At 60.7% G+C, this 23,901-nt stretch carries 19 protein-coding genes and 1 pseudogene; 17 read left to right on the top strand and 3 right to left on the bottom strand.

What is annotated here, in order from left to right:
* Positions 1 to 7 precede the first annotated feature (7 nt).
* Positions 8 to 610, top strand: a complete 603-nt coding sequence (locus DFR37_RS19255; protein WP_113934813.1) for an SCO family protein — start codon at positions 8 to 10, stop codon at positions 608 to 610.
* Positions 611 to 708: 98 nt separating this feature from the next.
* Here the strand turns inward: DFR37_RS19255 and DFR37_RS19250 are convergent.
* Together DFR37_RS19250 and rpoH are read right to left on the bottom strand one after the other, a co-directional pair.
* Positions 709 to 3,271: pseudogene (locus tag DFR37_RS19250) on the bottom strand (cation:proton antiporter).
* Positions 3,272 to 3,981: 710 nt separating this feature from the next.
* Complete coding sequence (rpoH, locus tag DFR37_RS19240) at positions 3,982 to 4,863, bottom strand: RNA polymerase sigma factor RpoH (protein WP_113934811.1); 882 nt, start codon at positions 4,861 to 4,863, stop codon at positions 3,982 to 3,984.
* A 294-nt stretch (positions 4,864 to 5,157) separates the two neighbouring features.
* Between rpoH and DFR37_RS19235 the strand changes: the two genes are divergently transcribed.
* The 4 genes from DFR37_RS19235 (at position 5,158) to DFR37_RS19220 (ending at position 8,340) form a co-directional block, all read left to right on the top strand.
* Positions 5,158 to 5,787, top strand: a complete 630-nt coding sequence (locus DFR37_RS19235) for a PepSY-associated TM helix domain-containing protein (protein ID WP_113934810.1) — start codon at positions 5,158 to 5,160, stop codon at positions 5,785 to 5,787.
* Between the two features lie 43 nt (positions 5,788 to 5,830).
* The gene (locus DFR37_RS19230; protein ID WP_180148034.1) at positions 5,831 to 6,343 is read left to right on the top strand and encodes a DUF2271 domain-containing protein; all 513 of its coding nucleotides are present in this window, start codon (positions 5,831 to 5,833) and stop codon (positions 6,341 to 6,343) included.
* A 161-nt stretch (positions 6,344 to 6,504) separates the two neighbouring features.
* A complete protein-coding gene (locus DFR37_RS19225) occupies positions 6,505 to 7,305 on the top strand; it encodes a DUF4198 domain-containing protein (protein WP_113934808.1) in 801 nt (266 codons plus the stop codon).
* A gap of 27 nt (positions 7,306 to 7,332) precedes the next feature.
* Positions 7,333 to 8,340 carry an FAD:protein FMN transferase gene (locus DFR37_RS19220; RefSeq protein WP_113934807.1) on the top strand — a complete coding sequence of 336 codons (1,008 nt, stop codon included), beginning with the start codon at positions 7,333 to 7,335 and terminating at the stop codon, positions 8,338 to 8,340.
* A 52-nt stretch (positions 8,341 to 8,392) separates the two neighbouring features.
* Here DFR37_RS19220 and DFR37_RS19215 read toward each other — a convergent pair whose 3' ends face one another.
* Entirely contained in the window at positions 8,393 to 8,827 is a 435-nt protein-coding gene (locus tag DFR37_RS19215; protein WP_113934806.1) for a MarR family winged helix-turn-helix transcriptional regulator, read from the bottom strand.
* A 349-nt stretch (positions 8,828 to 9,176) separates the two neighbouring features.
* Here DFR37_RS19215 and DFR37_RS19210 point away from each other — a divergent pair, with 349 nt between their 5' ends.
* From DFR37_RS19210 to DFR37_RS19155, 12 genes are all read left to right on the top strand, one after another.
* Positions 9,177 to 11,615: a thiamine pyrophosphate-dependent enzyme gene (locus tag DFR37_RS19210; protein WP_113934805.1), complete on the top strand. Its 2,439-nt coding sequence runs from the start codon at positions 9,177 to 9,179 to the stop codon at positions 11,613 to 11,615.
* Between the two features lie 13 nt (positions 11,616 to 11,628).
* Positions 11,629 to 13,185, top strand: coding sequence for an indolepyruvate oxidoreductase subunit beta family protein (locus DFR37_RS19205; RefSeq protein ID WP_113934804.1), 1,557 nt, complete (start codon positions 11,629 to 11,631; stop codon positions 13,183 to 13,185).
* A 28-nt stretch (positions 13,186 to 13,213) separates the two neighbouring features.
* Positions 13,214 to 14,536, top strand: a complete 1,323-nt coding sequence (locus DFR37_RS19200; RefSeq protein ID WP_113934803.1) for an aromatic ring-hydroxylating dioxygenase subunit alpha — start codon at positions 13,214 to 13,216, stop codon at positions 14,534 to 14,536.
* Entirely contained in the window at positions 14,533 to 15,027 is a 495-nt protein-coding gene (locus DFR37_RS19195) for an aromatic-ring-hydroxylating dioxygenase subunit beta (protein ID WP_113934802.1), read from the top strand. Before DFR37_RS19200 ends, DFR37_RS19195 begins: the two co-directional genes overlap by 4 nt.
* Positions 15,028 to 15,037: 10 nt before the next feature.
* On the top strand, positions 15,038 to 16,666 hold the full coding sequence (locus tag DFR37_RS19190) for an AMP-binding protein (RefSeq protein ID WP_113934801.1): 1,629 nt from the start codon (positions 15,038 to 15,040) through the stop codon (positions 16,664 to 16,666).
* Positions 16,663 to 17,838: a thiolase family protein gene (locus tag DFR37_RS19185; protein WP_113934800.1), complete on the top strand. Its 1,176-nt coding sequence runs from the start codon at positions 16,663 to 16,665 to the stop codon at positions 17,836 to 17,838. The genes DFR37_RS19190 and DFR37_RS19185 overlap by 4 nt, the downstream gene beginning before the upstream one ends.
* Positions 17,835 to 19,082 carry an SDR family NAD(P)-dependent oxidoreductase gene (locus tag DFR37_RS19180; RefSeq protein ID WP_113934799.1) on the top strand — a complete coding sequence of 416 codons (1,248 nt, stop codon included), beginning with the start codon at positions 17,835 to 17,837 and terminating at the stop codon, positions 19,080 to 19,082. The genes DFR37_RS19185 and DFR37_RS19180 overlap by 4 nt, the downstream gene beginning before the upstream one ends.
* A 57-nt stretch (positions 19,083 to 19,139) precedes the next feature.
* Complete coding sequence (locus DFR37_RS19175) at positions 19,140 to 19,931, top strand: cyclase family protein (RefSeq protein ID WP_113934798.1); 792 nt, start codon at positions 19,140 to 19,142, stop codon at positions 19,929 to 19,931.
* 33 nt (positions 19,932 to 19,964) lie between these two features.
* The gene (locus DFR37_RS19170) at positions 19,965 to 20,693 is read left to right on the top strand and encodes an SDR family NAD(P)-dependent oxidoreductase (protein ID WP_113934797.1); all 729 of its coding nucleotides are present in this window, start codon (positions 19,965 to 19,967) and stop codon (positions 20,691 to 20,693) included.
* Positions 20,694 to 20,835: 142 nt separating this feature from the next.
* Entirely contained in the window at positions 20,836 to 21,990 is a 1,155-nt protein-coding gene (locus DFR37_RS19165) for an ABC transporter substrate-binding protein (protein ID WP_113934796.1), read from the top strand.
* A 491-nt stretch (positions 21,991 to 22,481) separates the two neighbouring features.
* On the top strand, positions 22,482 to 23,591 hold the full coding sequence (locus tag DFR37_RS19160) for an S-(hydroxymethyl)glutathione dehydrogenase/class III alcohol dehydrogenase (RefSeq protein WP_113934795.1): 1,110 nt from the start codon (positions 22,482 to 22,484) through the stop codon (positions 23,589 to 23,591).
* Positions 23,592 to 23,600: 9 nt separating this feature from the next.
* Positions 23,601 to 23,888, top strand: a complete 288-nt coding sequence (locus DFR37_RS19155) for a metal/formaldehyde-sensitive transcriptional repressor (protein WP_113934794.1) — start codon at positions 23,601 to 23,603, stop codon at positions 23,886 to 23,888.
* Positions 23,889 to 23,901: the final 13 nt, after the last annotated feature.

The following is a 23,901-nucleotide window of genomic DNA, read 5'->3' as shown; positions in this document are numbered from 1 at the left end:
TTCAACTATGTTTCAGTTCGAACCCAAGCGCCGTGCTTTGCTCACAGCCGCCGCGGCCACTGCTGTATTGACGCTGGCCGCCTGCGGCAAAGAAAAGAAACTGGCCATCAAGGGCAGCGACATCAGCGGCACGCATTTGGGCAGCGAAATGGCCATGGTCGACCAGGACGGCAAGCTGCGCACGCTGGCCGACTACAAGAACAAGATTCCCGTTGTGTTTTTCGGCTTTACCCACTGCCCCGATGTCTGCCCCACCGCATTGGCGCAACTGGCCCAGGCCATGGAGCTGCTTAAGGACGATGCCTCGAAGGTTCAGGCCATCATGATCACGGTCGACCCCGCACGCGACACCCCCGAGGTAATCGGACGCTACGTCAAGGCCTTCAACCCCAGCTTTACAGGGCTTTCGGGGTCGCCGGAACAATTGGCCAAGACCGCCAAGTCGTTCCGGGCTTTCTACGCGAAAGCGCCGGGCCCCAACCCGGACGAATACTCCATGGACCACAGCTCGTCGTTCTATATCCTGGACCAACAAGGCGAAGCCCGCATACTGCTGCCCGGCAACGCCTCGGCGCAGACCATTGCCGACGACATCAAGCAGTTGCTGTAGCAGGCCGTAAAGGGCGTGATTGCCGCAATGGCACCGTGCCCGCCTGCCCCTCCGGCAAAAGGCCGCCGCGGCGCGCTCGCCGCCCCCCCATGACAGCGTCAGCCGTCGCCCAGCGAGCCTTGCGGACGACGCGATAAATCGGGCAAAGGCTCGTGCTGGCGTTCGCCCGACTCGAACTGGCGCCAGACTTCCAGCGCCCTCATGCGCTGCTTGGCGACCAGTTCGATTTTTTCGCGCAGCGCGGGGTCGCGTTCGAGCATTTCATTGAATTCGCGCGTTTGCAGCATCAGCAATTGGCTATACGAGAGCGACCGGACGCGCGCTTCGAAGTCGTAGCCGTCGAAGAGGGAAATTTCTCCGAAGAACTCGCCGCTGCCCAGTTCAATGGTGCTGCCGTCCGGCAAGTCGACCACCACGGCGCCCGACGCCACAAAATACATGGCGCGCGAACGCCCGGCCTGCATGCTGACTTCTTGGCCGGGAACCGCCAGGCGGGGCTTGAGCAGTTTGGCGATGGCGTGCAAGGTTTCGGGCGCCAACCCTTCGAATACCGGCACGCGCTTGATCAGGTCGTCGGCGCTCATGGCGATGTCGATGGCGGGGCGCTTTTCGATATAGGCCCAGCGATGCTCGATCTGCTTGATCAAGTCGGCATAGACTTCGCCGCTGATCAGGAATTGCGAAAGCATGTCGCGATAACGCATGCGCTCCAGCACCCGGGCGGTACGCCCCAGATAAGACTCTTGCAGCCACAGCGCAAACGAAAGGGTATTGCAGATTAAGCGCTTGCAAGGCGCCGTCCAGCCGCTCCAGCCGCTGTCTGTGCGCCTGCACGATCACGCCGGTCGCCTCGTTTCCCAGCAATGGAGGCAGCTCGCGCTCGGCGAAGACGATAAGATGCTGCGCCTCGGACCGCTTGCTCATGAGGCTCATGAAGCGATTGGCGATTTCGCGGGCCAGCCAGCCCTGTATGCCGAACAGGTAGTACAGTCGCAGGGCAGTTCTGAAGGAAAGCGAATAATGCATGTCGGTGACTATGGCGGCTTCAAACCCGGCCAGCCCGCCGGCCCGCACCGCATCGCTCATGCGTTCGGCGCGCGCCAACAGGTTTTCGGCGATGCGCCAGTCGACGATCTGCGTCTTGAGCATCTCGAAGAACATTTCTTCTTCTCGCGCCGCCACAATGGCCAGCCCCACAGCCACCCGCTCGTCCTGAGTCAACTGACGTATCTGTCCGTCGTTGGCGCTGGCCAGCGTTGTATTGAAAACCGCGCGGATGCGGCTGTTGGCTTCGGCACCGATATTTTCGTTGCGCGCGATCTCGTCGGTTTTCTCCTGCAGCCCCTCCAGCGCCACAATCAAGGCCTGGTTGCGAATGGTGCGCTCAATGGGCGACAACTGATTAAGGCGCAGACGGCGTATAAGCGGGCGCAGCGTAACCCCATTGATGAACAAAGTCATCAGGACAAAGCCTGTTGTTGCCACCGCAATGAACTGGCGCGCTTCGTAAGGCACGTTCTGCTGTTCGGTTACCGCCAGCGCCAAAGCCAGGGACACGGCGCCGCGCAAGCCGCCCCACCACATGACAATGCGGTAAGAGCGGCTTACCCCAGTGCCCAGGCCTGTTCGGCCCAAAAGCGGCAACACGCCGAACACCATGACCGCACGCGCGCCCAGCGTCACGACAAACAGCAAAGCCACCAGCAAAGCCTCTTCCCAGGTTGCATCGGTCATCATGCGGGGGATAAGCATGGCCGCAAACACGAAAATCAGCGAGTTGGCCCAGAACCCGAACTGAGCCCAGGAGTGCTCGAGCTGCTCGAATGTCGTCGGCGACATGCGCGTGCGGCCCGACGAGCCCACCACCAGCCCCGCGACCACGGTGGCGACGACGCCCGACACGGCAAAGTAATGCTCGGATACGAAGAAGGTCAGGTAAGCCAGCGCGACGGTCAGCGTAACTTCGGCCATGGGCCAGCCGCGCAGCAATATGAACAGCCCGCAGGCCAGGCGCCCCATGAGAAAGCCCGCCACGCCCCCGCCCATGAAGCTGAATAGGAAACTGGAAAAGATGGCGCTGACTGAAACCTCGGTGCTGCCGCTGTACAGCATGGTCAACAAGACCGAGTACAAGGCTATGGAGGCCGCATCGTTGAACAGAGACTCGCCCTCTACCAACGTAGTCAGGCGCTTGGGCGCGCCCACATTGCGAAATATGCCCACGACCGCCGCAGGGTCGGTGGTGGCGACAATGGCCCCCAGCATCAGGCAGACTATCAGGCCGTAGTCGGAAACCGCACTGATGGAGAAGCCCACCGCCACGGTGCAAACGACGACGGCCACCACGGCCATCATGAGTATCGGGCCGATATCGTCAAGCAAGCGCCTTACATTGGTCGCCAGCGAGGTCTCGAACAGCAGGACCGGCAGAAAAACGAACAGGAAGGTTTCAGACGAAACTTCAAAATGCTGGAGCGAATCCAGGAAGTCGGACATAAGGGCCGGCGCCCAACTATGCACGTGAATAACGATGCCCAGGACGAAGCCGACAATGGCTAGGAGCACCGAATACGGCAAGCTTAGCCGGCCGGCCAAGGCAGGCATGAAGCAGATCAGCGCCAACAGGCCCGCCAATCCGAAAACAAGAAACCCTACATCCATCGTTACCCTCGTAGATGGTCTGGACCACGGGCCAAAGCGCGAGCGCGGCACGCAACAAAAGAGGCGTGGACGACGGCTCTTTGGGAACCGAAGCCTCTTTGACACGTGGCGAAGAAGCTACGCACTGAAGACGGGATCTTTACAGCTTTGGAAGATGGCGCAGGCGGCCGCGCCTTGTGTAGGATACACTTTTTTATCCGCGCTTTTGCATTGATTCTGTTGCGGTAGCCCGACGGCAAAAGATACCCACACGCGGCGCCGCTATGCGACTTGCTGCCCCACGCCCGGTCGCCCTTACGCCGTTGCGCTTCACTTCATTCGCTGTGATCAACGTATGGCGGGACTTGCACCCGCAGGAGTGCGCCCATGCTGGGCGCACATAAAAAATGGGACACCGTCGAGGTGTCCCATAAACATCCGCTTCAAAAGGGAGGGGATTGAGGAGAAGCAGAAGCGGACGAATGAACAACAAATACAACCGAAGTTGCACCAGTCTCATCGCTCATGATGTTTAGTCAAAGCGTCCGGCAATAAGTTCTGCTTTTGATTGGCTATTTTGTATTTAGATGTAATTTGGCGCTGGTGCTGAAGCTGTCGGGCATGGCGGTCGGGTCGGCGTGACGCGGACCGTCGCTGCTTTTTAGCTTGTGCCGGCTGGGCGGCGCCCGGCCCGATAGCTGCCGCCTGCCCGGCCGCAGCTGGGGGATGGCTTAAGCAGCCAGGGCCTGGCGCATTTTTTTGAACGCGGCGGCTTCGATCTGGCGTATGCGTTCGGCCGACACGCCGAATTCGGCGGCCAAGTCGTGCAGCGTGGCGCCGCCTTCGTCTTGCAGCCAGCGCGCCTGAACGATGCGCCTGGAACGAGGGTCGAGCAGTTCAAGGGCGTCTTCCAGGCCCGACCCGTGCAGCGTGTCGACGGCACGGCGCTCGAGCACACTGGTGGGTTCTTGCGCGTCGTCCGACAAGTACGAAATAGGCGAGTAGGTGTCTTCGTCGTCTTGCGGGCTTTCAAGAGCCATTTCGTGGCCCGACATGCGCACTTCCATCTCGCTGACGTCCTCGGGGCGAACGTTGAGCTCGCTGGCGATTTCGCTGATTTGCTCGCGGTCGAGTGTCTGGCCGTCGGGGCGCATGCGGCGCAAATTGAAGAATAGCTTGCGCTGCGCCTTGGTGGTGGCCACTTTGACCATGCGCCAGTTGCGCACGACGTATTCGTGGATTTCGGCTTTGATCCAGTGCACGGCAAACGAAACCAGCCTCACGCCGCGGTCGGGGTCGAAGCGCTTGACGGCCTTCATGAGGCCTACATTGCCCTCTTGGATCAGGTCGGCATGAGCCAGGCCGTAACCCAGATATTGCCGCGAAATGGAAACCACCAGGCGCAAATGGGACAAAATAAGCTGACGCGCCGCATCGAGGTCGGTGTCGTCACGCACTTTTTTTCCGAGTTCGACCTCTTGCTCTTGCGTCAGCATCGGCAGGCGGTGGACTGCGCTGATATAGGCTTCAATAGTGCCTAGCGCGCCCGGATTGGCAATAGCCGCCGCCAACGCATTGTTGGATAAGGCTAAAGAGTGCGTACTGGTTGTCATCGTTTAAGGTAGTCCTTTAATAGATAAACCACTATAACAAAAATTGGCACTCAGGTTAAGAGAGTGCTAATAATCAGACCCGATCCATCACGAAAAGTTCAGTCACACGAAAGGCAATGAGTGTGCATGCCTTTATGACACGATAGCCCCAACCAAAGAAGCGCTGCCACCATTATTTTATTTCAATCCGTTGCAAGCCTGCGATGCGGCACATAACGCACCTGATAATCATTCCCATTTCCTGTAGAATTGGCGTCCTGTTACGACAGCTCCTCTTCAATTCGACACCGGGAAATGAAGTCCACCACCAAAACACACCGCCGTACTCGTTGGCTTAAAACCCTGCATCAATGGCACTGGATGAGCTCCGCACTGAGCCTCGTCGGACTGATCCTGTTCGCGGCAACCGGGATCACCTTGAATAATGCGGCGTGGTTCGAATCCAAGCCGACGGTTATTACGCGGCAAGCGGATCTGCCGGGCGAGATCCTGCAAATATTGGCTCCGGCTTCGACTTCGGCCAAAAAGGCCGCACTGCCAGCCCAGGCGGAAGCGTGGCTGGACTCGCAATTGGGCATCCACATAAACGGACGCACGGCCGAGTTCTCCAGCGATGAAGTCTACGTCTCGCTGCCTGAGCCCGGCGGCGACGCCTGGCTGGCCATCGACCGGGCCAGCGGCGAAGTGACCTATGAGCGCAGTCGCCGAGGCTGGATCGCCTACCTGAACGATCTGCACAAAGGACGCAATACCGGCGTCATCTGGAGCTGGTTCATCGATATTTTTGCGGCCGCCTGCCTGATTTTCGGCCTAAGCGGCCTGTTGCTGCTTAAGCTGCATTCCAAGAACCGGATCTCAACATGGCCCATGGTGGGCCTGGGATTGTTCGTTCCTTTCGTTCTGTTGCTGCTTTTCAGCCACTAGGGCCTGTTAATACTCGTCAAGGAATCGCGAAGCCATGAAACATCTGTTCAAGACCACAATTGCCTGCTCTTTGGCTGGTCTGCTGGGCGCGCCCGCCCTGGCGGCCGAAATGAGCGTCCAGGTTGCCATTCCCCGGCTGGACGCCACGGAATACCACCGCCCTTATATCGCGGTCTGGCTGGAAAGCGCAGACAAACAGACCCTGCGCGACGTTGCCGTCTGGTACGAGCAGGAAAAGGCCGGCGGCGAAGAGGGCAAGAAATACCTCAAGGATTTACGGCAATGGTGGCGCGTCAGCGGGCGCAGCCAAGGTACGCCGGCCGACGGCATAAGCGGCGCAACGCGCGCGGCGGGCGTGCAAACCATACGCGTGGACGACAAAATCCTGGCCGGCCTGCCTGCGGGGAAATATGAACTGGCGGTCGAGGCGGCACGCGAAAAAGGCGGACGGGAACTGCTGCGCCTTCCTTTGGCATGGCCGCCCGCCAAAACGGAAACGGTTACCGCCCAGGGCCAGCATGAATTGGGAGCCGTCAACGTCAAGCTTGCCCCTTGAACCGTGCGGCGTCCCGCCTGCGATACGCTTTCAAAACCTTGCGGTTTCAGGCCCATGAAACCATTTCGCTTTTAACCAGGCTGCCGGATTCGAGCCGTCTTTCACCATAAGGCCGCAGAACACAGCTGGCCGCCTTGCTGATTTCCCTTGGAGTCTTGTCTATGAAACGTTTCGCCCCCCAATTGTTTGCCCTGGCCCTGGCTTTGCCCTTAGGCGCGCAAGCCCATGACGCCTGGATAGTGCCCTCGTCCACAGTGCTTTCGGGCGACGCCGCCTGGGTGACGGTGGATGGCGCCATCGGCAACGACAAGTTTTATTTCAATCACCACTCCTTGTCGCTGAAGCCGCTGCAAATTACCGCCCCGGGCGAGAAGTCCATCGAAGCGGAAAATCAAAGCACCGGCAAGCTGCGCAGCAGTTTCGACGTACACCTGACCGATGACGGCACCTACCGCATTGCGCTGGTCAGCCAAGGCGTGATGGCTCGCTGGAAGGAAGACGGCAAAATGAAGCGCTGGTTCGGCGCAAGCGGCGATTTCAGTAAAAACGTGCCGGCCAAGGCCGAAGAGTTGCAAGTGCAAGAACGTGCCAGCCGCGTGGAAACCTTTGTAACCAAGGGCAAACCCAGTCCTGTGGCGAAAGTCGACCAGGGCATTGGGCTGATTCCGCTTACCCACCCCAATGACTTGTTCTCGGGCGAGAAAGCCAGCTTCATTTTCACCATAGACGGCAAGCCCGCGGCCCAGACCGCCGTGGAAATCGTGCCGGCAGGCAGCCGCTACCGCGACACGCTGAACACCATCGAACTTAAAACCAACGACAAGGGCGAGTTCAGCGTTACCTGGCCGCAACCCGGCCTTTATTGGCTGCACGCCGCAAGCGAAGACCAGAAGGTTTCGGTCCCCAACGCCAGCAAGCGCAGCCTGTCGTACTCGGCCACGCTTGAAGTCTTGCCGCAGTAGCCAAGCGTTCGGCCACCCGGCTTGACCATGTCTTCCAATTTACCTGACCACCCCGCTTTCCAGTCAGAAGCCCCCGCGGGAACGACGTGGGGGCTTATCGACGGCACGAGCATGGGTACGAGCTGGACGGTGAAATACCTTGGCGCAAGCAGCGACGCCGCACGCCAAGAACTGGCCAATGCCGTGCAGCGCGCCCTGGATGGCATCGTCGAACAAATGAGCACCTGGGAATCGGACAGCATAATCAGTACGCTGAACCGGGCAGAGGCTGGCTGGTACCAGGTGCCCCCGGCATTTTTCTATGTGTTGCGCCACGCCCTGGAGCTGGCGGAGCTCTCTGGCGGCGCCTATGATCCTACACTGGGGCGGCTTACCGACTTGTGGGGATTCGGAGCCAACGGCCGGATCGAACAGCCGCCCAGCCAGGACGAGGTCAACTCAGCGCTTGCGCTATGCGGCTGGCGACTGACTGCACTGAACCATGAACACCAAGGCGTCTGGCAGCCCGGCGGCCTGCAATTCGATCTTTCCTCCATTGCCAAGGGCTACGGCGTGGACGAAATTGCCCGGGTGCTGGACCAGCACGGCGTTCTTCACTACCTGGCTGAATTGGGCGGCGAGCTGAAAACACGTGGTTTCAATGCGCGCGGCACGCACTGGGAAGTGGATATCGAGGCCCCCGACCAAAGCGGCGCCAATCTGCCTGTATTGCTGGCCGACTGCGCCCTGGCCACCTCGGGCGACTACCGCCGCTGCTTCGAGCACGGCGGCCAGCGCTATGCCCACACCCTGGATCCGCGCACCGGCCAGCCGCTACGGCACTGTCTGGAGTCGGTCAGCGTCGTGCACGAACAATGCATGATGGCCGACGGCCTGGCTACCGCGCTGCTCTGTATGGGCACTGAAAAAGGCCTGGCCTATGCGCGCCGGAACAGCATTGCTGCTGCGTTCATTGCCCGCGCCGAGCGCGGCCTGGCCGTCGAGATGACCGATAAATTCAGGGATCTGGCGGAATCAGGGCTTTCGCAGGGGTAGTCCGGCACAATCCGGCGACGGCAAAAGGCGGGCCGGCCGTAAAACAAAGTATTCAATGCTTGATGATGGCGCGCAGCATGTCGACCAGGCGGTCGGCGTGGTCGGGGTCGAGCTTTTCAAGAATACGATGCTGGTGCTGCATGGCGCTTTCGCACAGCCCGCTAATTAGCTTTGTACCCTTGGGGGTAATGGTGACGAGCGTCTGGCGCCGGTCGGCGCGTGCCGTTTGCATGGTAAGCAGGCCTTCGGATTCCAGCCGCGGCAATACCTTGCTTAGCGTAGGCTGCTTGGTCACCGCCAGTTCGGCCAACGCCCCCACGGTTTCGCCCTCGCCCTCGATAAGGCTGCCCAGCACCCGCCATTCGGTGACCGTCAGTCCGGCATTGCGCACTTCCACATGGAATTCTTCAGAAATGCGGTGGCTCGCCAAAGCAAGCACCGATGCCAGATAGCGATGTACGAAACGGGGTTGCCCAGCTTTTTGCATATTCCTTCCTGAACCTGGCCTGGCGGCGCGACATAATGGCCGGTGCTTTGGCGCGCGTCCAAAACCCTGCTGCGGTGCATCATAAAAAAAGGGCAATGAGCACGGAAAAAATCGTAGTTCATTTGCACAAAAGCGTCAATGTAGTGGTTTGCCCTGATATGCAATTGACTGTTCCATAAGTTAAATTTCAACAATATATGAATATTCATGTTTCTCATTGACAAAGGAATCCTTCACTCCTAAAGTATTTGAAGGAAACAAAAATATTCTAATCCCGACGTGCATCGCCGCACGCGCGGGACAAGCCCGATTCTCGGCGAAATTGCAGTAGGTCAGCAGGAGATTTGCCATGGCAGAGCGCTCATTCAAGAAAGAAGTTCAACAGTTAAGGATCGGAGAAGGGGAAGAATTCCGCGGTGAAGGCATACTTGCCGTCACCAAGGCCCTCTTGCAGTCCGGGGTCAGCTATGTCGGGGGCTACCAGGGTTCGCCGATTTCCAACCTCATGGATGTGCTGGCCGACGCTCAGGACATCCTGGAAGAATTGGGCGTGCACTTCGAGACCAGCGCTTCGGAAGCCACCGCCGCCGCCATGCTGGCCGCCTCGGTCATGTACCCAATACGCGGCGCCGTCACCTGGAAGTCCACGGTCGGCACCAACGTGGCGTCCGACGCGCTGGCCAACCTGGCATCGGGCGGCGTCACCGGCGGCGCGCTGATCATCGTCGGCGAAGACTACGGCGAAGGCTCGTCCATCATGCAAGAGCGCACGCATGCATTCGCCATGAAGTCCCAGGTCTGGCTGATAGACCCGCGCCCCAATCTTGAAAGCATGGTCAAGGCTGTCGAAGACAGCTTTCAGCTGTCCGAGGCCAGCAATACGCCGGTCATTCTGCAATTGCGCATCCGCAGTTGCCACGTGCACGGCCGCTTCACCGCCGAAGCCAACAAGCGCCCCCAATACACTCTGTCCGAAGCCATGGCCAACCCGGTGCGCGACGTCAGCCGCATCGTGCTGCCGCCCGCCTCTTTCCTGCACGAGCAGGAAAAGGTCAAAGAACGCTGGCCGGCCGCTGTGGAATTCATCAAAGAAAAGAAACTCAACGAGTTCTTCGACGGCGACCTGAAGGACATGGGCCTTATCTTGCAGGGCGGCCTGTATAACGGCGTCATCCGCGCCCTGCAACTGTTGGGGCTGGCCGACCACTTCGGCAACAGCCGCATCCCCTTGTATGTAATGAATGTCACCTACCCGGTCGTCGACGACGAAGTCATCGAATTCTGCCGGGACAAGAAAGCCGTAATGCTGCTTGAAGAGGGCCAGCCCAACTTCATCGAGCAAAACATGAACACCATCCTGCGCCACGCCGGAATCTCCACCGTATTGGCGGGCAAGGGTTTGCTGCCCATGGCGGGCGACTACACCACCGTGGTCGTGCGCGACGGCCTGCAGAAATTCCTTGAAGTACACCAGCCCGACGTGCTGCCCACCATGGAACCGGCAGGCTATCTGCTGCCCAAGAAGCCCTCGGTACGCCCGGCGGCAACGGCGGCCGCGAGCGCCGCGGCGCCTGCCAAGCCATTGCAGGTCAGCGAGGTTTCACGCAGCATTCCGGCCGTCGCCGCCGCCCCGGCGGTCAATGGCCAGGCCGCCGTCGCCCAGGCGCTGATTTCCGAAGCCTTGATCGAAGAGCATGAAATCGGCGAACCAGGCACACAACTGGGCGCCGCCAACACTGTCGCCGACGTTGTCCTCGATTCCCGCCCGGATGCCGGCACCGCCGTCGAGGCCGCCGAACAGCCCCTGACTTTCCACGAGCACGTCAAGAGCCTTGGCACTGTCGTCCCTGCGCGTCCGCCAGGTTTCTGTACCGGCTGTCCCGAACGGCCCATCTTCGCGGCCATGTCCCTGGCCCAGGAAAAGCTCGGCCAGCATCACATTTCTTGCGACATCGGCTGCCACTTGTTTTCCATTTTGCCGCCTTTCAACCTGGGCGCCACCACCATGGGCTATGGCCTGGGCGCGGCCAGCGCAGCCGCCTTCAACGTTCCGTCCTCCAAGCGCACGGTATCGTTCATGGGCGACGGCGGCTTCTGGCACAACGGCCTGTCTTCGGGCATAGGCAACGCCGTGTTCAACAAATACGACGGCGTCATCATTATTGTCGACAACTACTACTCTGCGGCAACCGGGGGGCAGGACATCCTGTCGTCGCGCGCCGATAACAAGCGTCGCGTCACCAACAACCCCATCGAAGACGCCGTCAAGGGCGTGGGCGCCAAATGGGTGCGCACGCTGGACCGCACCTACGACGTCACCAAGATGCAAGCCACCATCGAAGAGGCCCTGACCACCAAGGAAACCGGCCCCAAGATCATCATTGCGCAGTCCGAATGCATGCTGAACAAGCAGCGCCGCGTCAAGCCGCTGTTCAACAAGGCGGTCAAAGAAGGCAAGCGCCTGGTCAAAGAACGCTTTGGCGTCGATCCCGACGTCTGCACCGGCGACCACGCCTGTATCCGCCTTTCGGGCTGCCCTTCGCTTACCATCAAAGAAAGCGCCGATCCGCTGCGCGAAGACCCTATTGCCTATGTCGACAACACCTGCGTAGGCTGCGGCAACTGCGGCGAAGTCTCGCACGCGGCCGTTCTATGCCCGTCGTTCTACCGCGCCGACATCGTGAACAACCCCAGCAAATGGGACCTGTTCATGGCCAAGGTTCGCCGTAGCGTCATCGGCTACCTGCAAACCCGCCGCGGCAATCGCCAAGCCCAGTACTCTTTGTAAACGAACGCACACTATGGCTAATACAACGCAATTTAACGCCGGCACCCCCATCAAGATAGCAATCATGGCCATGGGCGGCCAAGGCGGAGGGGTACTCGCCGACTGGACCGTCGACCTGGCCGAACACGCCGGCTGGTGGGCCCAGACCACATCCGTACCGGGCGTGGCCCAACGTACCGGCGCCACCATTTATTATGTCGAGCTCATGCCCGGCGCCGCCGTCGAAGCCGCTGGCCGGGCGCCGACGCTGGCCATGATGCCCACGCCCGGCGACGTCGACCTTGCCGTGGCCGCCGAACTCATGGAAGCCGGGCGCGCGATCCAGCGCGGCCTGGTCACCCCCGACCGCACCACCCTTATTTCTTCTTCGCACCGCGCTTATGCGGTCTCCGAAAAAGCCGCGCCCGGCAACGGCATCGGCGACTCGAACAAAGTCATTGAAGTAGGCAACGAAGCATCCAAGCGCTTCATCTGCAGCGACTTGCAGGCTCTGGCGGACCAGGCGGGCAGCGTTATCAGCGCCAGCATGTTCGGCGCCATGGCCGGCAGCGGCGCCTTGCCGTTTACGCGCGAACAATTCGAAGAAACCATACGCCGCAGCGGCAAGGGCGTAAACCCCAGCCTGAAGGCCTTCGACCTTGGCTTCCAGTCCGCCGCCAACGCGCCGGTAACCGCCAGCAAAATCGACTTCAGCAAGCCCGTAACCGAAATTCCCGAGACCGCCTCGCACCCGAAGGTGCGGGCTTTGCTCGACGACATCAAGACGAATTTTCCTGCCCCGGCGCAGCCCATGCTGGTGGCCGGCCTGCGCCGCACGCTGGACTTCCAGGACCTGCGCTACGCTCAGGAATATATGGAGCACATGCGCAATATCCATAAGCTGGACAGCCAGTTCGGGGGTTTGGCCAAGTCGTGGGCGCTGACCACCGCCGCCGCGCGCTACGTGGCAGTAGCCATGGCGTACGACGACGTCATCCGGGTAGCCGACCTTAAAACCCGCGGCACGCGCTTCGACCGTGTGCGCGATGAAGTCCTGGCCAAGCCCAACCAGCTGGTCTACACCACCGAATACATGCACCCCCAGGTAGCCGAAATCTGCGGCCTCATGCCGGCTGCGCTGGGCCGCTGGATGCAAGACTCCAAAAGCATCAGCAACTTCATCAATATTTTCTGCCGCAAAGGCCGCTTCCTGCAAAGCGGGACGCTGTCCGGCTTCTTGATGCTATATGTGCTTGGCGGCGTACGGCGCTTCCGGCGCGGAACGCTAAGGCATCAAGTCGAGGCCAAGTCCCTGCAGCAGTATCTGCAACTGATCGAGCGCACCGTGCGCCAGGACTACGACCTGGCCGTCGAAGTGGTGAACTGCCGCCGCCTGGTCAAGGGCTATAGCGACACACACGAACGCGGCAACAGCAAATACCAGCGTCTACTGCGGGCAGCGGCCGATCTTCCCGGCCAGGCCAATGCGGCAACGCGGTTGAAGCTTTTGCGCGACGCCGCCCTGGCCGACCCGGAAGGAACACAACTGGACAAAATGCTTGCGCAAACGGCCCAACCGGCGGCAGCCTGACGTCAACTCTTAAGCTGTAGGTATCCGAATGAACTACCGCAACAATCCGAAAGCCGTTCAGGCGCTGATACGCCCGACCGAGGTGCACAAAGACATTTTCGTCGATGACGAGGTCTTCGAGCTTGAAATGGAGCATTTGTTTGCCAACACCTGGGTCTATGTCGGCCACGGCAGCCAAATTCCCAACCCCGGCGACTTCTACACCACGACGGTCGGCGACCAGCCGGTCGTCATGGTGCGGGACAACGACGGCACGGTCAAGGTTCTGAACAACCGCTGCCCGCACAAAGGCGTTGAAGTTGCGGCTCCCGGATGCGGCAACACCGGCAAGTTCTTCCGCTGCCCCTACCATGCATGGACATTCCGGCTTGACGGAAGCTTGCTGGCCCTGCCGCTAAAGCGCGGCTACGACCCGCAGGTGTTCAGCGAATGCGAAGCCAGCCACGGCATGGCCGCAGTCGAGAACGTACGCGACTACCACGACTTCATCTTCTGCCGCCTGAACCCCGTGGGGCAAAGCTTTGAAGAATTCTTCGGCGAGTCGCTGTCCACCATCGACAACATGATCGCGCGCTCGCCGCAGGGCAAGCTGGAAATCGCCGGCGAACCGCTGCGCTACATGCACGAGTGCAATTGGAAAATGCTGGTCGACAACCAGACCGACACCTGCCACCCCATGGTGGCGCATGAATCGTCGGCGGGCACAGCCGTGCATATCTGGGAAAGCTCCGGCAAGGAAGGCCCCACGCCCATGGCCGTCGAGCAGTTCGCACCGTTCATTTCCTCGTACGAGTTCTTCGAAGACATGGGCATCCAGGTCTGGGAAAACGGCCATGGCCACACGGGCGTCAAAAACTCCATCCATGCCGCGTACTCACCAATACCGGGCTACATGGAAGCCATGCATGCCGCCTACGGCGAAGAGCGCACCAAGCAGATACTGGGCGACGTACGCCACAACACCACCTACTTCCCCAATATCATGGTCAAGGGGCCCATCCAGACCTTGCGCATTTTCAAGCCCGTAGCCGCCGACAAGACTTTGGTGGAGTCCTGGGCCTTTCGCCTGGTGGGCGCGCCCGACAAGCTGCTGGAGCGCACCCTGATGTACAACCGGCTCATCAATTCGCCCACTTCCATCGTCGGCCACGACGACCTGGAGGTCTACCAGCGCGCCCAGGCGGGCCTGATGTCACGCGGCCGCGAATGGGTGAACGTAGCGCGCCTGTACGACCCCACAGAAAGCCAGCGCAAAAATGAAGCCACCAATGGCACCAACGAATGGCAAATGCGCAACCAATACCAGGCATGGGGCCGCTATATGACAGCATCGATGACGGAGGCCGTATGAGCGGTTTCAACGACCAGCAACTGAGCAATTTCATCTACGCCGAAGCCCGGCTTCTGGACGAGCTGCGCTTTGAGCAATGGCTTGAACTGTTTACCGCCGACGCGCATTACTGGATGCCCCTGACGCACGGCCAGACCGACCCGTTGCTGCAAGGCTCGCTTATGTACGAAGACCTGCTGCTGCTCAAGGTCCGTGTTGAACGCCTGGCCGGCAAGCGAACCTATTCGCAGCAGCCCAAAAGCCGCTGCCACCACTTGCTGGCACGGCCTGAAATCGAAACCGCCCATCCCGAGCACCAGCCTGAAAAAGGCCAGTATGTAGTGCGCACGGCATTTCACTATGTTGAAACCCGCCTGGAACAGCAGTGGCTGTATGCTGGCTGGGCCACGCACCAGCTCGTCACACAGGACGGCGCGCTGCGCATCCGCCAGAAACGGGTCGACCTGGTCAACTGCGACGCCACCCTGCCCGGCATCCAACTCTTCATGTAAGGGGCATACATTGTCCGCAACGGTATACCAAGCTTTTTCCCAGTCCGCCCGGCAATGGCCGGAAAACTCCTTTCTATGCATAGTTCCCGAAACTGCCCAGGTCTACGGAATCCCGTCCGGTGAAATCGGCTATGCGCAAATGCACGAACGCATCGAAGCACTGAAAAACGCCTACCAGGCCGCGGGCTACGGCCATGGGCACCGCGCCGGCCTGCTGCTGGAAAACCGCCCCGCCTTCTTTCTGCATTGGTTCGCCCTGAATGCCCTGGGCGTTTCCGTAGTGCCCATCAACGCCGACCTTCGCTCGGCCGAGCTGGAGTATCTGGTCGGCCATTCCGAAATCAGCATCGCCGTAGCGCTGCCCAGCCATCAAGCTGTGCTGCAAGCCGCTGCCAAGGCGGTAAGCAGCCCCCTGGCCATTATCGGCCCCGACGACGCCCCCGTGCCGGCTGCCGCCCCTGCGCCCCTGGCCAGCCAACCCGTCGGTACGGCAACCGAATGCGCGCTGCTGTATACCTCGGGCACCACAGGGCGGCCCAAGGGCTGCATCCTGACCAACGAATATTTCCTGCACACCGGCAACTGGTATGCCAATGTAGGCGGCATGGCTACACTGCGCCCCGGCGTCGAGCGCATGCTGACGCCTTTGCCGCTGGTGCATATGAATGCCATGGCATGCTCGACCATGGGCATGGTTATCACCGGCGGCTGCCTGATTCCGCTGGACCGCTTCCATCCCAGAACCTGGTGGGACACGGTGCGCGAGTCACGCGCGACCGTCGTACATTACCTGGGCGTCATGCCCGCCATACTCATGAAGGCCGCCCCTACCGACCAAGACAGCCGCCATAACGTGCGCTTCGGTTTCGGCGCTGGCATAGACCGCAGCCTGCATGCGCCGTTCGAACAGCGTTTTGGCCTGCCCTTGCTGGAAGCCTGGGCCATGACCGAGACCGGCTCGGGCGCCGTGGTCATTGCCAACCACGAACCGCGTTATATCGGCACCAGTTGCTTCGGCAAAGAAGAGCCCGATGTTCTGGTCAAGTTGGTCGGCGACGACGGCCAGCCCGCGGGCACGAACGAGCCGGGCGAATTGCTGGTCAAGCATGCCGGCGCAAATCCGCGCTTCGGCTTTTTCTCGGGTTATCTCAAGGACGAAGCGGCAACGCAAGAAGCCTGGCAGGACGGCTGGTTCCATACCGGCGACATCGTCATGCGCAACGAGCACGGCCACCTCGTCTTTATCGACCGCAAGAAGAATGTCATTCGGCGCAGCGGCGAAAACATTTCGGCGGTGGAAGTGGAAAGCGTGCTGCTGCAACACCCCGCCGTCAAGGCCGCCGCCGTGGCGGCCGTGCCCGACGAAGTGCGCGGCGACGAAGTGCTGGCATGCATCGTGTGCACCACCATGCCCGACACGGCGGCCATGGCCGACCTGGCGCAGGACATCGTCAAATGGAGCCTGGCGCGCCTGGCCTATTACAAGGTGCCCGGCTACGTGGCGTTTGTCGAAGCCCTGCCGCTTACGGCCACCAACAAGATCCAGCGCGGCGAACTCAAGGCCAAGGCTCCGACGCTGGTCGGAACAAAGGCCTGCATCGACACCTGCGCCATGAAGAAAAGACAGGACGTCGCATGACACGCCGCCGAGCCAGTTACGACGGCGTCGTTGCTACCCTGCCGGTTACGGTTCCTTATGTGCGGTACTCCATCAACAGCGCGCATTGGTGGTTGGGCAAGGCGTTGGGCGCGCTGGTGCGCGGCTCGGGCCTGCAAAAGAACGAGATCGACGGCATGTGCGTTTCAAGCTTTACGCTGGCGCCGGATTCGGCCGTGGGACTGACCCAGCACCTGGGCATGGCTCCGCGCTGGCTCGACCATATTCCCACCGGCGGCGCCAGCGGCGTCATGGCCCTGCGCCGCGCCGCGCGGGCTGTGCAGGCCGGCGACGCCGATGTGGTTGCCTGCCTGTCGGGCGACACCAATCATGTCGACTCGTTCCGCCAGACGATCAGCCAGTTCTCGCGCTTTGCGCAGGACGCAGTCTATCCATACGGCGCCGGCGGACCCAACGCCAGCTTCGCGCTTCTGACTCATAACTACATGCGCGAAACCGGCGCCACCCGCGAAGACTTCGGCAAGCTGTGCGTGGCCCAGCGCGAAAATGCGCTGCGCCATCCCAATGCCCTCATGAAAAAACCGCTGTCGCTGCAGCAGTACATGGATGCCAAACTCATTACCGACCCCATCCATCTGTTCGACTGCGTCATGCCTTGCGCGGGCGCCGATGCGTTCCTGGTGATGCGCGAAGAAAAGGCGCAACAGCTTGGACTGCCGTTCGTCCGCATCCTGTCCACCATCGAACGCCACAACGCCTGGGCTGACGATCCCATACAAATCAGGGGCGGCTGGACCATGGACAAAGACGATCTTTATGAACAAGCCGGCATCGGCCCGCGCGACATCGACTTCATGCAAGCCTACGACGACTACCCGGTCATCAACTTCCTGCAGATCGAAGACCTGGGACTGTGCGAAAAAGGCGCTGCGCCGCAATTCGTGCGCGACAACAGCTTTACCGTCGACGGCACGCTGCCCTTCAACACCAACGGCGGCCAGCTTTCGGTAGGCCAGGCCGGCGCGGCCGGCGGCTACCTGGGGCTGGTGGAAGCCCTGCGCCAGCTAACCGACACGGCGGGCGGCACGCAAGTAAAGGACGCCAATATCGGGCTGGTCAGCGGCTTTGGCATTATCAATTACGACCGTGGAATATGCACCGCCGCGGCGCTACTGGCGCGAGGTACAGCATGACCCAGCCTTTGTCCCGCCCGCCCAAGAAAAACCCGGTGGCGCGCACGCGCCAGCCCACGCAGCCGCCTGCCGCACGCAGCCGCCGCGCCCTGGGGCTGACCGCCGCGGCCGCCGCAGGCCGGTTCGACCTGCAAGTGTGCCAGGAATGCCAAGCGGTTCAGTACCCGCCGCGCGAGGTCTGCCACCAATGCCTGTCCGACCGGTTGCGCTGGCAGCCCGTGGCCGCGCGCGGCACGTTGCTGGCATCGACCACTTTGCATCACAGCAACGACCTGTATTTCCGCGAAAGGCTGCCCTGGCGCATCGGCACGGTCATGCTGGAGTCCGGCCCGCGCGCCATCGCCCATGTCCATGGCGACTGCGAAGTCGGCCAGCCCGTCGCGCTGGCGCTCAAGCTGGACCGCAGCGGCCAGGCCGTCATGATCGCCCTACCCCCAAAGGCTACGCCCAATATGGAAGACGACAAAGTCCTGCGCGAAACCTCGTGCGACCCCAAGCTGCGGCGTGCCCTCGTCACGGATGGCAAATCGGAAGTGGGCATGGCTGTGGTCCAGGCTCTGCTCGATGCCGGCGCCACAACAGTATTTGCGGGCGATCCCGACATCTGGAAGAAAAACCAGGCGTTCGATGCGCTATGCCAGGACCCTCGTGTCCTGCCGCAAGCGCTGGACGTCACAGACACCGACTCGGTCGAGCGCCTGTCGCGCTCTATCGGCGGCAAGGTGGATATCCTGGTCAACACGGCCGACTACGCCCGCTCGGGCGGCATTTTGCACAGCCGCGACCTGCTGAAGGCGCATGATGCCCTGAACGTGAATTGCCTGGGCCTGATGCGCCTGGCCCAGCACTTCGGCCCCGCCATGGCGGGGCGCGCCTCGGACGGCGTCAACAGCGCGGTTGCCTGGGTCAACTCTTTATCCATTTATGCCCAGCTTAATTTGCCGGCACGCGGCATGTGGTCGGCCTCGCAAGCGGCCGCGCTATCGGCCAGCCAGTGCCTGCGCAATGAATTGCGCCCCGCCGGCATACGCGTTATCCATGTATTTTCCGGCCCTATCGATTACGAATGGGAGCAACTGACTCCGCCGCCCCGCGTCAGCCCGGCCGTGCTGGCCAAAGCCATTGTGCGCGCGTTGCGCGATGGAGTCGAAGAAGCCTATGTCGGCGATGTGGCCCAGGAGTTTCTGGCCCGCATGCAGGACAACCCCAAAGGACTCGAGCGCGAGCTAGGCAGCCAAGCCTGAGCCCGCCCGCCGCCATATTGGCCTGGCCCGATGCCCGGGCCGGCTTTCGGAGCAAGAATGAGCACAAGCGTATTAACCCAATTCATGGCGGAGCTGCTAAGCGGCAAAATTCGCATCGTCGACCTGACCGAAACGCTGGCCCCTGAATTCCCCACCATCGTCATGCCGCCGGAATTCGGCCAGGCCTGGCCGTTTCGCATTGAAGAGATCTCGCGCTACGACGAACGCGGACCCGCCTGGTACTGGAATAATTTTTCCATGTCCGAGCACACCGGCACACACTTCGATGCGCCTGTGCACTGGGTTTCAGGCAAAGACCTGCCCGACAATACGGTCGACTCGATTCCCCTGGAATCGTTTATTGCCGACGCCTGCGTCATCGACTGCTCGGCCGAATGCCGCGACAACCCGGACTTCCTGCTGACCATCGACTTCGTCGAGCAATGGGAAGCCAAGCACGGCAAGATACCCGCGCGTTCCTGGGTCTTCATGCGCACCGACTGGTCGCAGCGCGACAAGCCCGGCGACTACCTGAACATGCAGGACGACGGCGCCCATTCGCCCGGGCCCGATGCGCAAGTCGTGCCCTGGATGATCAAAGAGCGCGATGCACATGGCTTTGGCACCGAGTCGGTGGGCACCGATGCCGGCCAGGCCCAGCACCTGGACCCGCCCTATCCCTGCCACTACTTCATGCATGGCAACAACCGCTACGGCCTGCAATGCATGACCAATCTGCACAAGCTGCCGCCCAAGGGCAGCGTCATCTTTTCGGCGCCGCTGAAAATACGCAGCGGCTCGGGCAGCCCCTTGCGCGTACTGGCGCTTGTGCCCAATACTGTCTCGTAACGAGCTTAACGATTACCGCAGGGAGTCCATATTTTGTCTACATCCCACACAGCCATCGTCACGGGCGGCAGCGCCGGCATCGGGGCCGAAATCAGCCGCCAATTGCTGGCTGCGGGCTATACCGTCGTTTCAATGGCGCGCCGCGACCCCGACTTCACGCATGCAAACCTGCACTCGGTCAAGGTCGACCTGCTCGATGCGACAGCCACCAAAGAAGCCGCGGATCAGGTCGCCGGCCAGTTCAAGGTTTCCCACCTTATTCATAACGCTGGCGTGATCTGGCCCCATCTGCTTGAAGACGTGGGGCTGGACGAGCTGCAGGGCCTGACCCAGATTCACCTGGGCTCGGCCATTACGCTGGCCCAGGCCTGCCTGCCCCACATGAAAGAACAGAACTTCGGGCGCATTGTGCTGATGTCTTCGCGCGGCGCCCTGGGCCTGCAAACCCGCACCGCGTATTCGGCGACCAAGTCGGGCATGATAGGCATGGCCCGCACCTGGGCGCTGGAACTGGCGCCCAAGGGCATTACCGTAAACGTCGTCGCGCCCGGACCTATCCAGACCGATATGTTCTACGATGTGGTCGAGGCGGGCAGCGACCGCGAAGCCAATATCGCCAAGGGCATTCCCGTTCAACGCCTGGGCCGCGCCGACGATGTGGCGCGCGCGGTGATGTTTTTCTCGGACCCGGCCAATAGTTTCGTTACCGGCCAGACCCTGTATGTATGCGGTGGCGCCAGCATCGGCTCTATCACTATTTAACCCTGTGCCGAACGAGCTGTTTAGTGTTTAGTGGACTTGAATGCACAAACTTGCCAAACAGCACACCGAGACACAACAACTGTCGTACTTTTATTAGTTATTTGCTACTTTCCGCCAACACCTATTAAAAAGAGCATGTACCATGAATATTAAAAAAATCACGATTGCACTCGCTGTTTTATCGGCTTTCAGCGCTGCGCCGGCCCTGTCTCAAGCGCAAGTAAAAATCGGCGTGGTAACGTCGTCTACCGGCCCCACCGCGCTTATCGGCATTTCGCAGCGCAACACTGTTGCGCTGATGCCCACCAAAGTCGGCGACCTTACGGTCCAGTACATTTCCCTGGATGACGCCAGCGATGTCACGCAGTCGGTCACCAACTTCAAGAAGCTGATTACCGACGACAAGGTCGATGCGCTGATTGGACCGTCGGGCTCGCCCAACGCCATGAGCGTCATTCAGTTTGCGGCGGAATCGGGCACGCCCATGCTGGCGCCGGTGGGCACGGCCTCGGTGGTGCTGCCCATGACGCCGGAAAAGAAGTGGGTGTTCAAGACCACGCAAAATACGGACATTATTGCCGATGCGCTAATCAAGCATATGGTCAAGACCGGGGTGAAAACGCTTGGCTTTATTGGCCTGAACGATGCGTTCGGCGAGGACTGGCTGAAGGTCATGAGCGGTCTTGCGGCCAAGAACAACATCAAGATCGTGGTGACCGAGCGCTATCAGCGTTCGGACAGTTCGGTAACAGGCCAGTCCTTGAAGATTCTGGCGGCCAAGCCGGATGCGGTGTTGATTGCGGGTACGGGCGCCGCTGCGGTCTTGCCCGAGGTAACGCTGGTGAAGCAGGGCTACAAGGGCACGTACTATCAGACTCATGGTGCTGCGCTGCCGGCGTTCTTGAAGCTGGGCGGCAAGGATGTGGACGGTACGGTTCTGGCAGCCAGCTTGATGCTGGTGATGGACGAAATTCCGGACAGCAATCCGTCGAAGAAGGTGGCCGCGGACTATATTGCACGCTATGAGGCGATGTACAAGGAGAAGCCTGCTACGTTCGGCGCGAATGTGTATGACGCCGGTCTGTTGCTTGAGAAGGCTATTCCGGTTGCGGCGGCAAAGGCGAAGCCGGGCACGAAGGAGTTCCGCAGCGCTTTGCGCGATGCGCTCGAGCAGACCAAGGAGTTGGTGGCTACGCAGGGGGTCTATAACATGACGCCCGAGGACCATAGCGGTTTCGACGAGCGTGGCCGTGAGTTGCTGACGGTCAAGGACGGGCATTGGCGTTTGTTGAAATAAACGGCGGTTTTTTTTGAGTTCTTGAGCGGCCGGCGGGCCATGCGCCGCCCCGCTCAGGTCGCTGCGGCCACAGCACAGCTGTGGCTACCCGCGCCAGCAGCCATTTTCGGGCGCTCGCAGAACTCACGCGAACGGGCAGCCCCCGGCTGCCCGTAAACGCCGCGTTCGAACAGCTGCTCGCTTGCACCCCGAAAATGGCTGCTGGCGCGGCTTGCTCCAACTTCGCTGCCCGGCGCATGGCCCGCCGGCTTGGCGTTTTGGGATTACGTCGCTCCGTAACCTCCGCCTCCCGCAGTTTCCATTTCGAAGTTGTGCTGCCGAAACAGACGATTGCGTTTTAGCTTATATCCGCCCGGAGTATGTTGCGCTATACTCCTGGGTAGTATCAAACATCTTGGGCAGACCGGTCGACGATCTGTTCTTATATTGCTTTTGGGGCCGGCATTGAAGGTGCTGGTTGACCTGTTCCCTCTATTTTTAAGGACCAAACCATGAAATCACGCGCAGCGGTAGCTTTTGCGGCCGGAAAGCCTCTGGAAATTGTTGAAATCGATGTGGAACCACCTCGTAAAGGCGAGGTTCTTGTCAAAATCACTCATACCGGCGTTTGCCACACCGACGCTTTCACGTTGTCGGGCGAAGACCCTGAAGGCGTGTTTCCTGCTGTTCTGGGCCATGAAGGCGCGGGGATCGTGGTCGAGGTTGGCGAGGGTGTCACCAGCGTGAAACCGGGCGACCATGTCATTCCGCTATACACCGCCGAATGCGGCGAGTGCCTGTTCTGCAAGTCGGGCAAGACGAATTTGTGTGTGGCCGTTCGCGCAACGCAAGGCAAGGGCCTGATGCCCGACGGCACTACGCGTTTCTCCTATAAGGGGCAGCCGATCTACCACTATATGGGATGTTCGACTTTCAGCGAATACACGGTGGTGGCCGAAGTGTCGCTGGCCAAGATCAATCCCGACGCCAATCCTGAACATGTCTGCCTGCTGGGCTGCGGCGTTACGACGGGTATTGGCGCGGTACACAATACGGCCAAGGTTCAGCCGGGCGATAGCGTTGCGGTGTTCGGGCTGGGCGGCATCGGCCTGGCTGTTATCCAGGGTGCGCGCCAGGCCAAGGCCGGCCGCATTTTCGCCATCGACACCAACCCGTCCAAGTTTGAACTGGCCAAGACTTTTGGCGCAACCGACTGCATCAACCCGAAAGACCACGACAAGCCCATCCAGCAGGTCATTGTCGAAATGACTGAATGGGGCGTCGACCATTCGTTCGAGTGCATCGGCAATGTCAACGTCATGCGCGCCGCGCTGGAATGCGCGCACCGGGGCTGGGGCCAGTCGGTTGTTATCGGCGTAGCAGGCGCGGGCCAGGAAATCTCCACCCGTCCGTTCCAGCTCGTTACCGGCCGCCGTTGGCTGGGTACGGCCTTCGGCGGGGTGAAGGGGCGTTCGCAGTTGCCCGGCATGGTGGAAGACGCCATGAAGGGCGACATCGATCTTGCTCCGTTCGTCACGCACACGCGCGACCTGGAAGGCATCAACGAGGCGTTCGACCTGATGCACGAAGGTAAATCCATACGCACAGTCATCAACTATTAACGGCACCTGATGCCTTACTCGCCGGAAGACAAAAAGCGCGTCATCACGCGCTTGAGCCGCATCAAGGGCCAGGCCGAAGCCCTTGCGCGGGCTGTCGAGGAAGGGACCGACTGCAGCGCCCTGCTGCAGCAAATCGCCGCGCTTCGAGGCGCGGCGAATGGTTTGATGGCCGAAGTCCTGGACAGCCATCTTCGCGAGTTGTTCGGCAGCTCTAGCAACGCAACGCGTCCTGCGGTCATTGATCCCGATGCGGAAATCGACGCGCTGATGAAGATGCTGCGTACTTATCTGAAGTAGCCGGCGCACAAGT

The organism is Eoetvoesiella caeni, from assembly GCF_003315175.1.
Classification (GTDB): Bacteria; Pseudomonadota; Gammaproteobacteria; order Burkholderiales; family Burkholderiaceae_B; genus Eoetvoesia; species Eoetvoesia caeni.
Note: the sequence above shows the minus strand (reverse complement) of the source record. Positions and strands in the feature narration are given on the sequence as shown.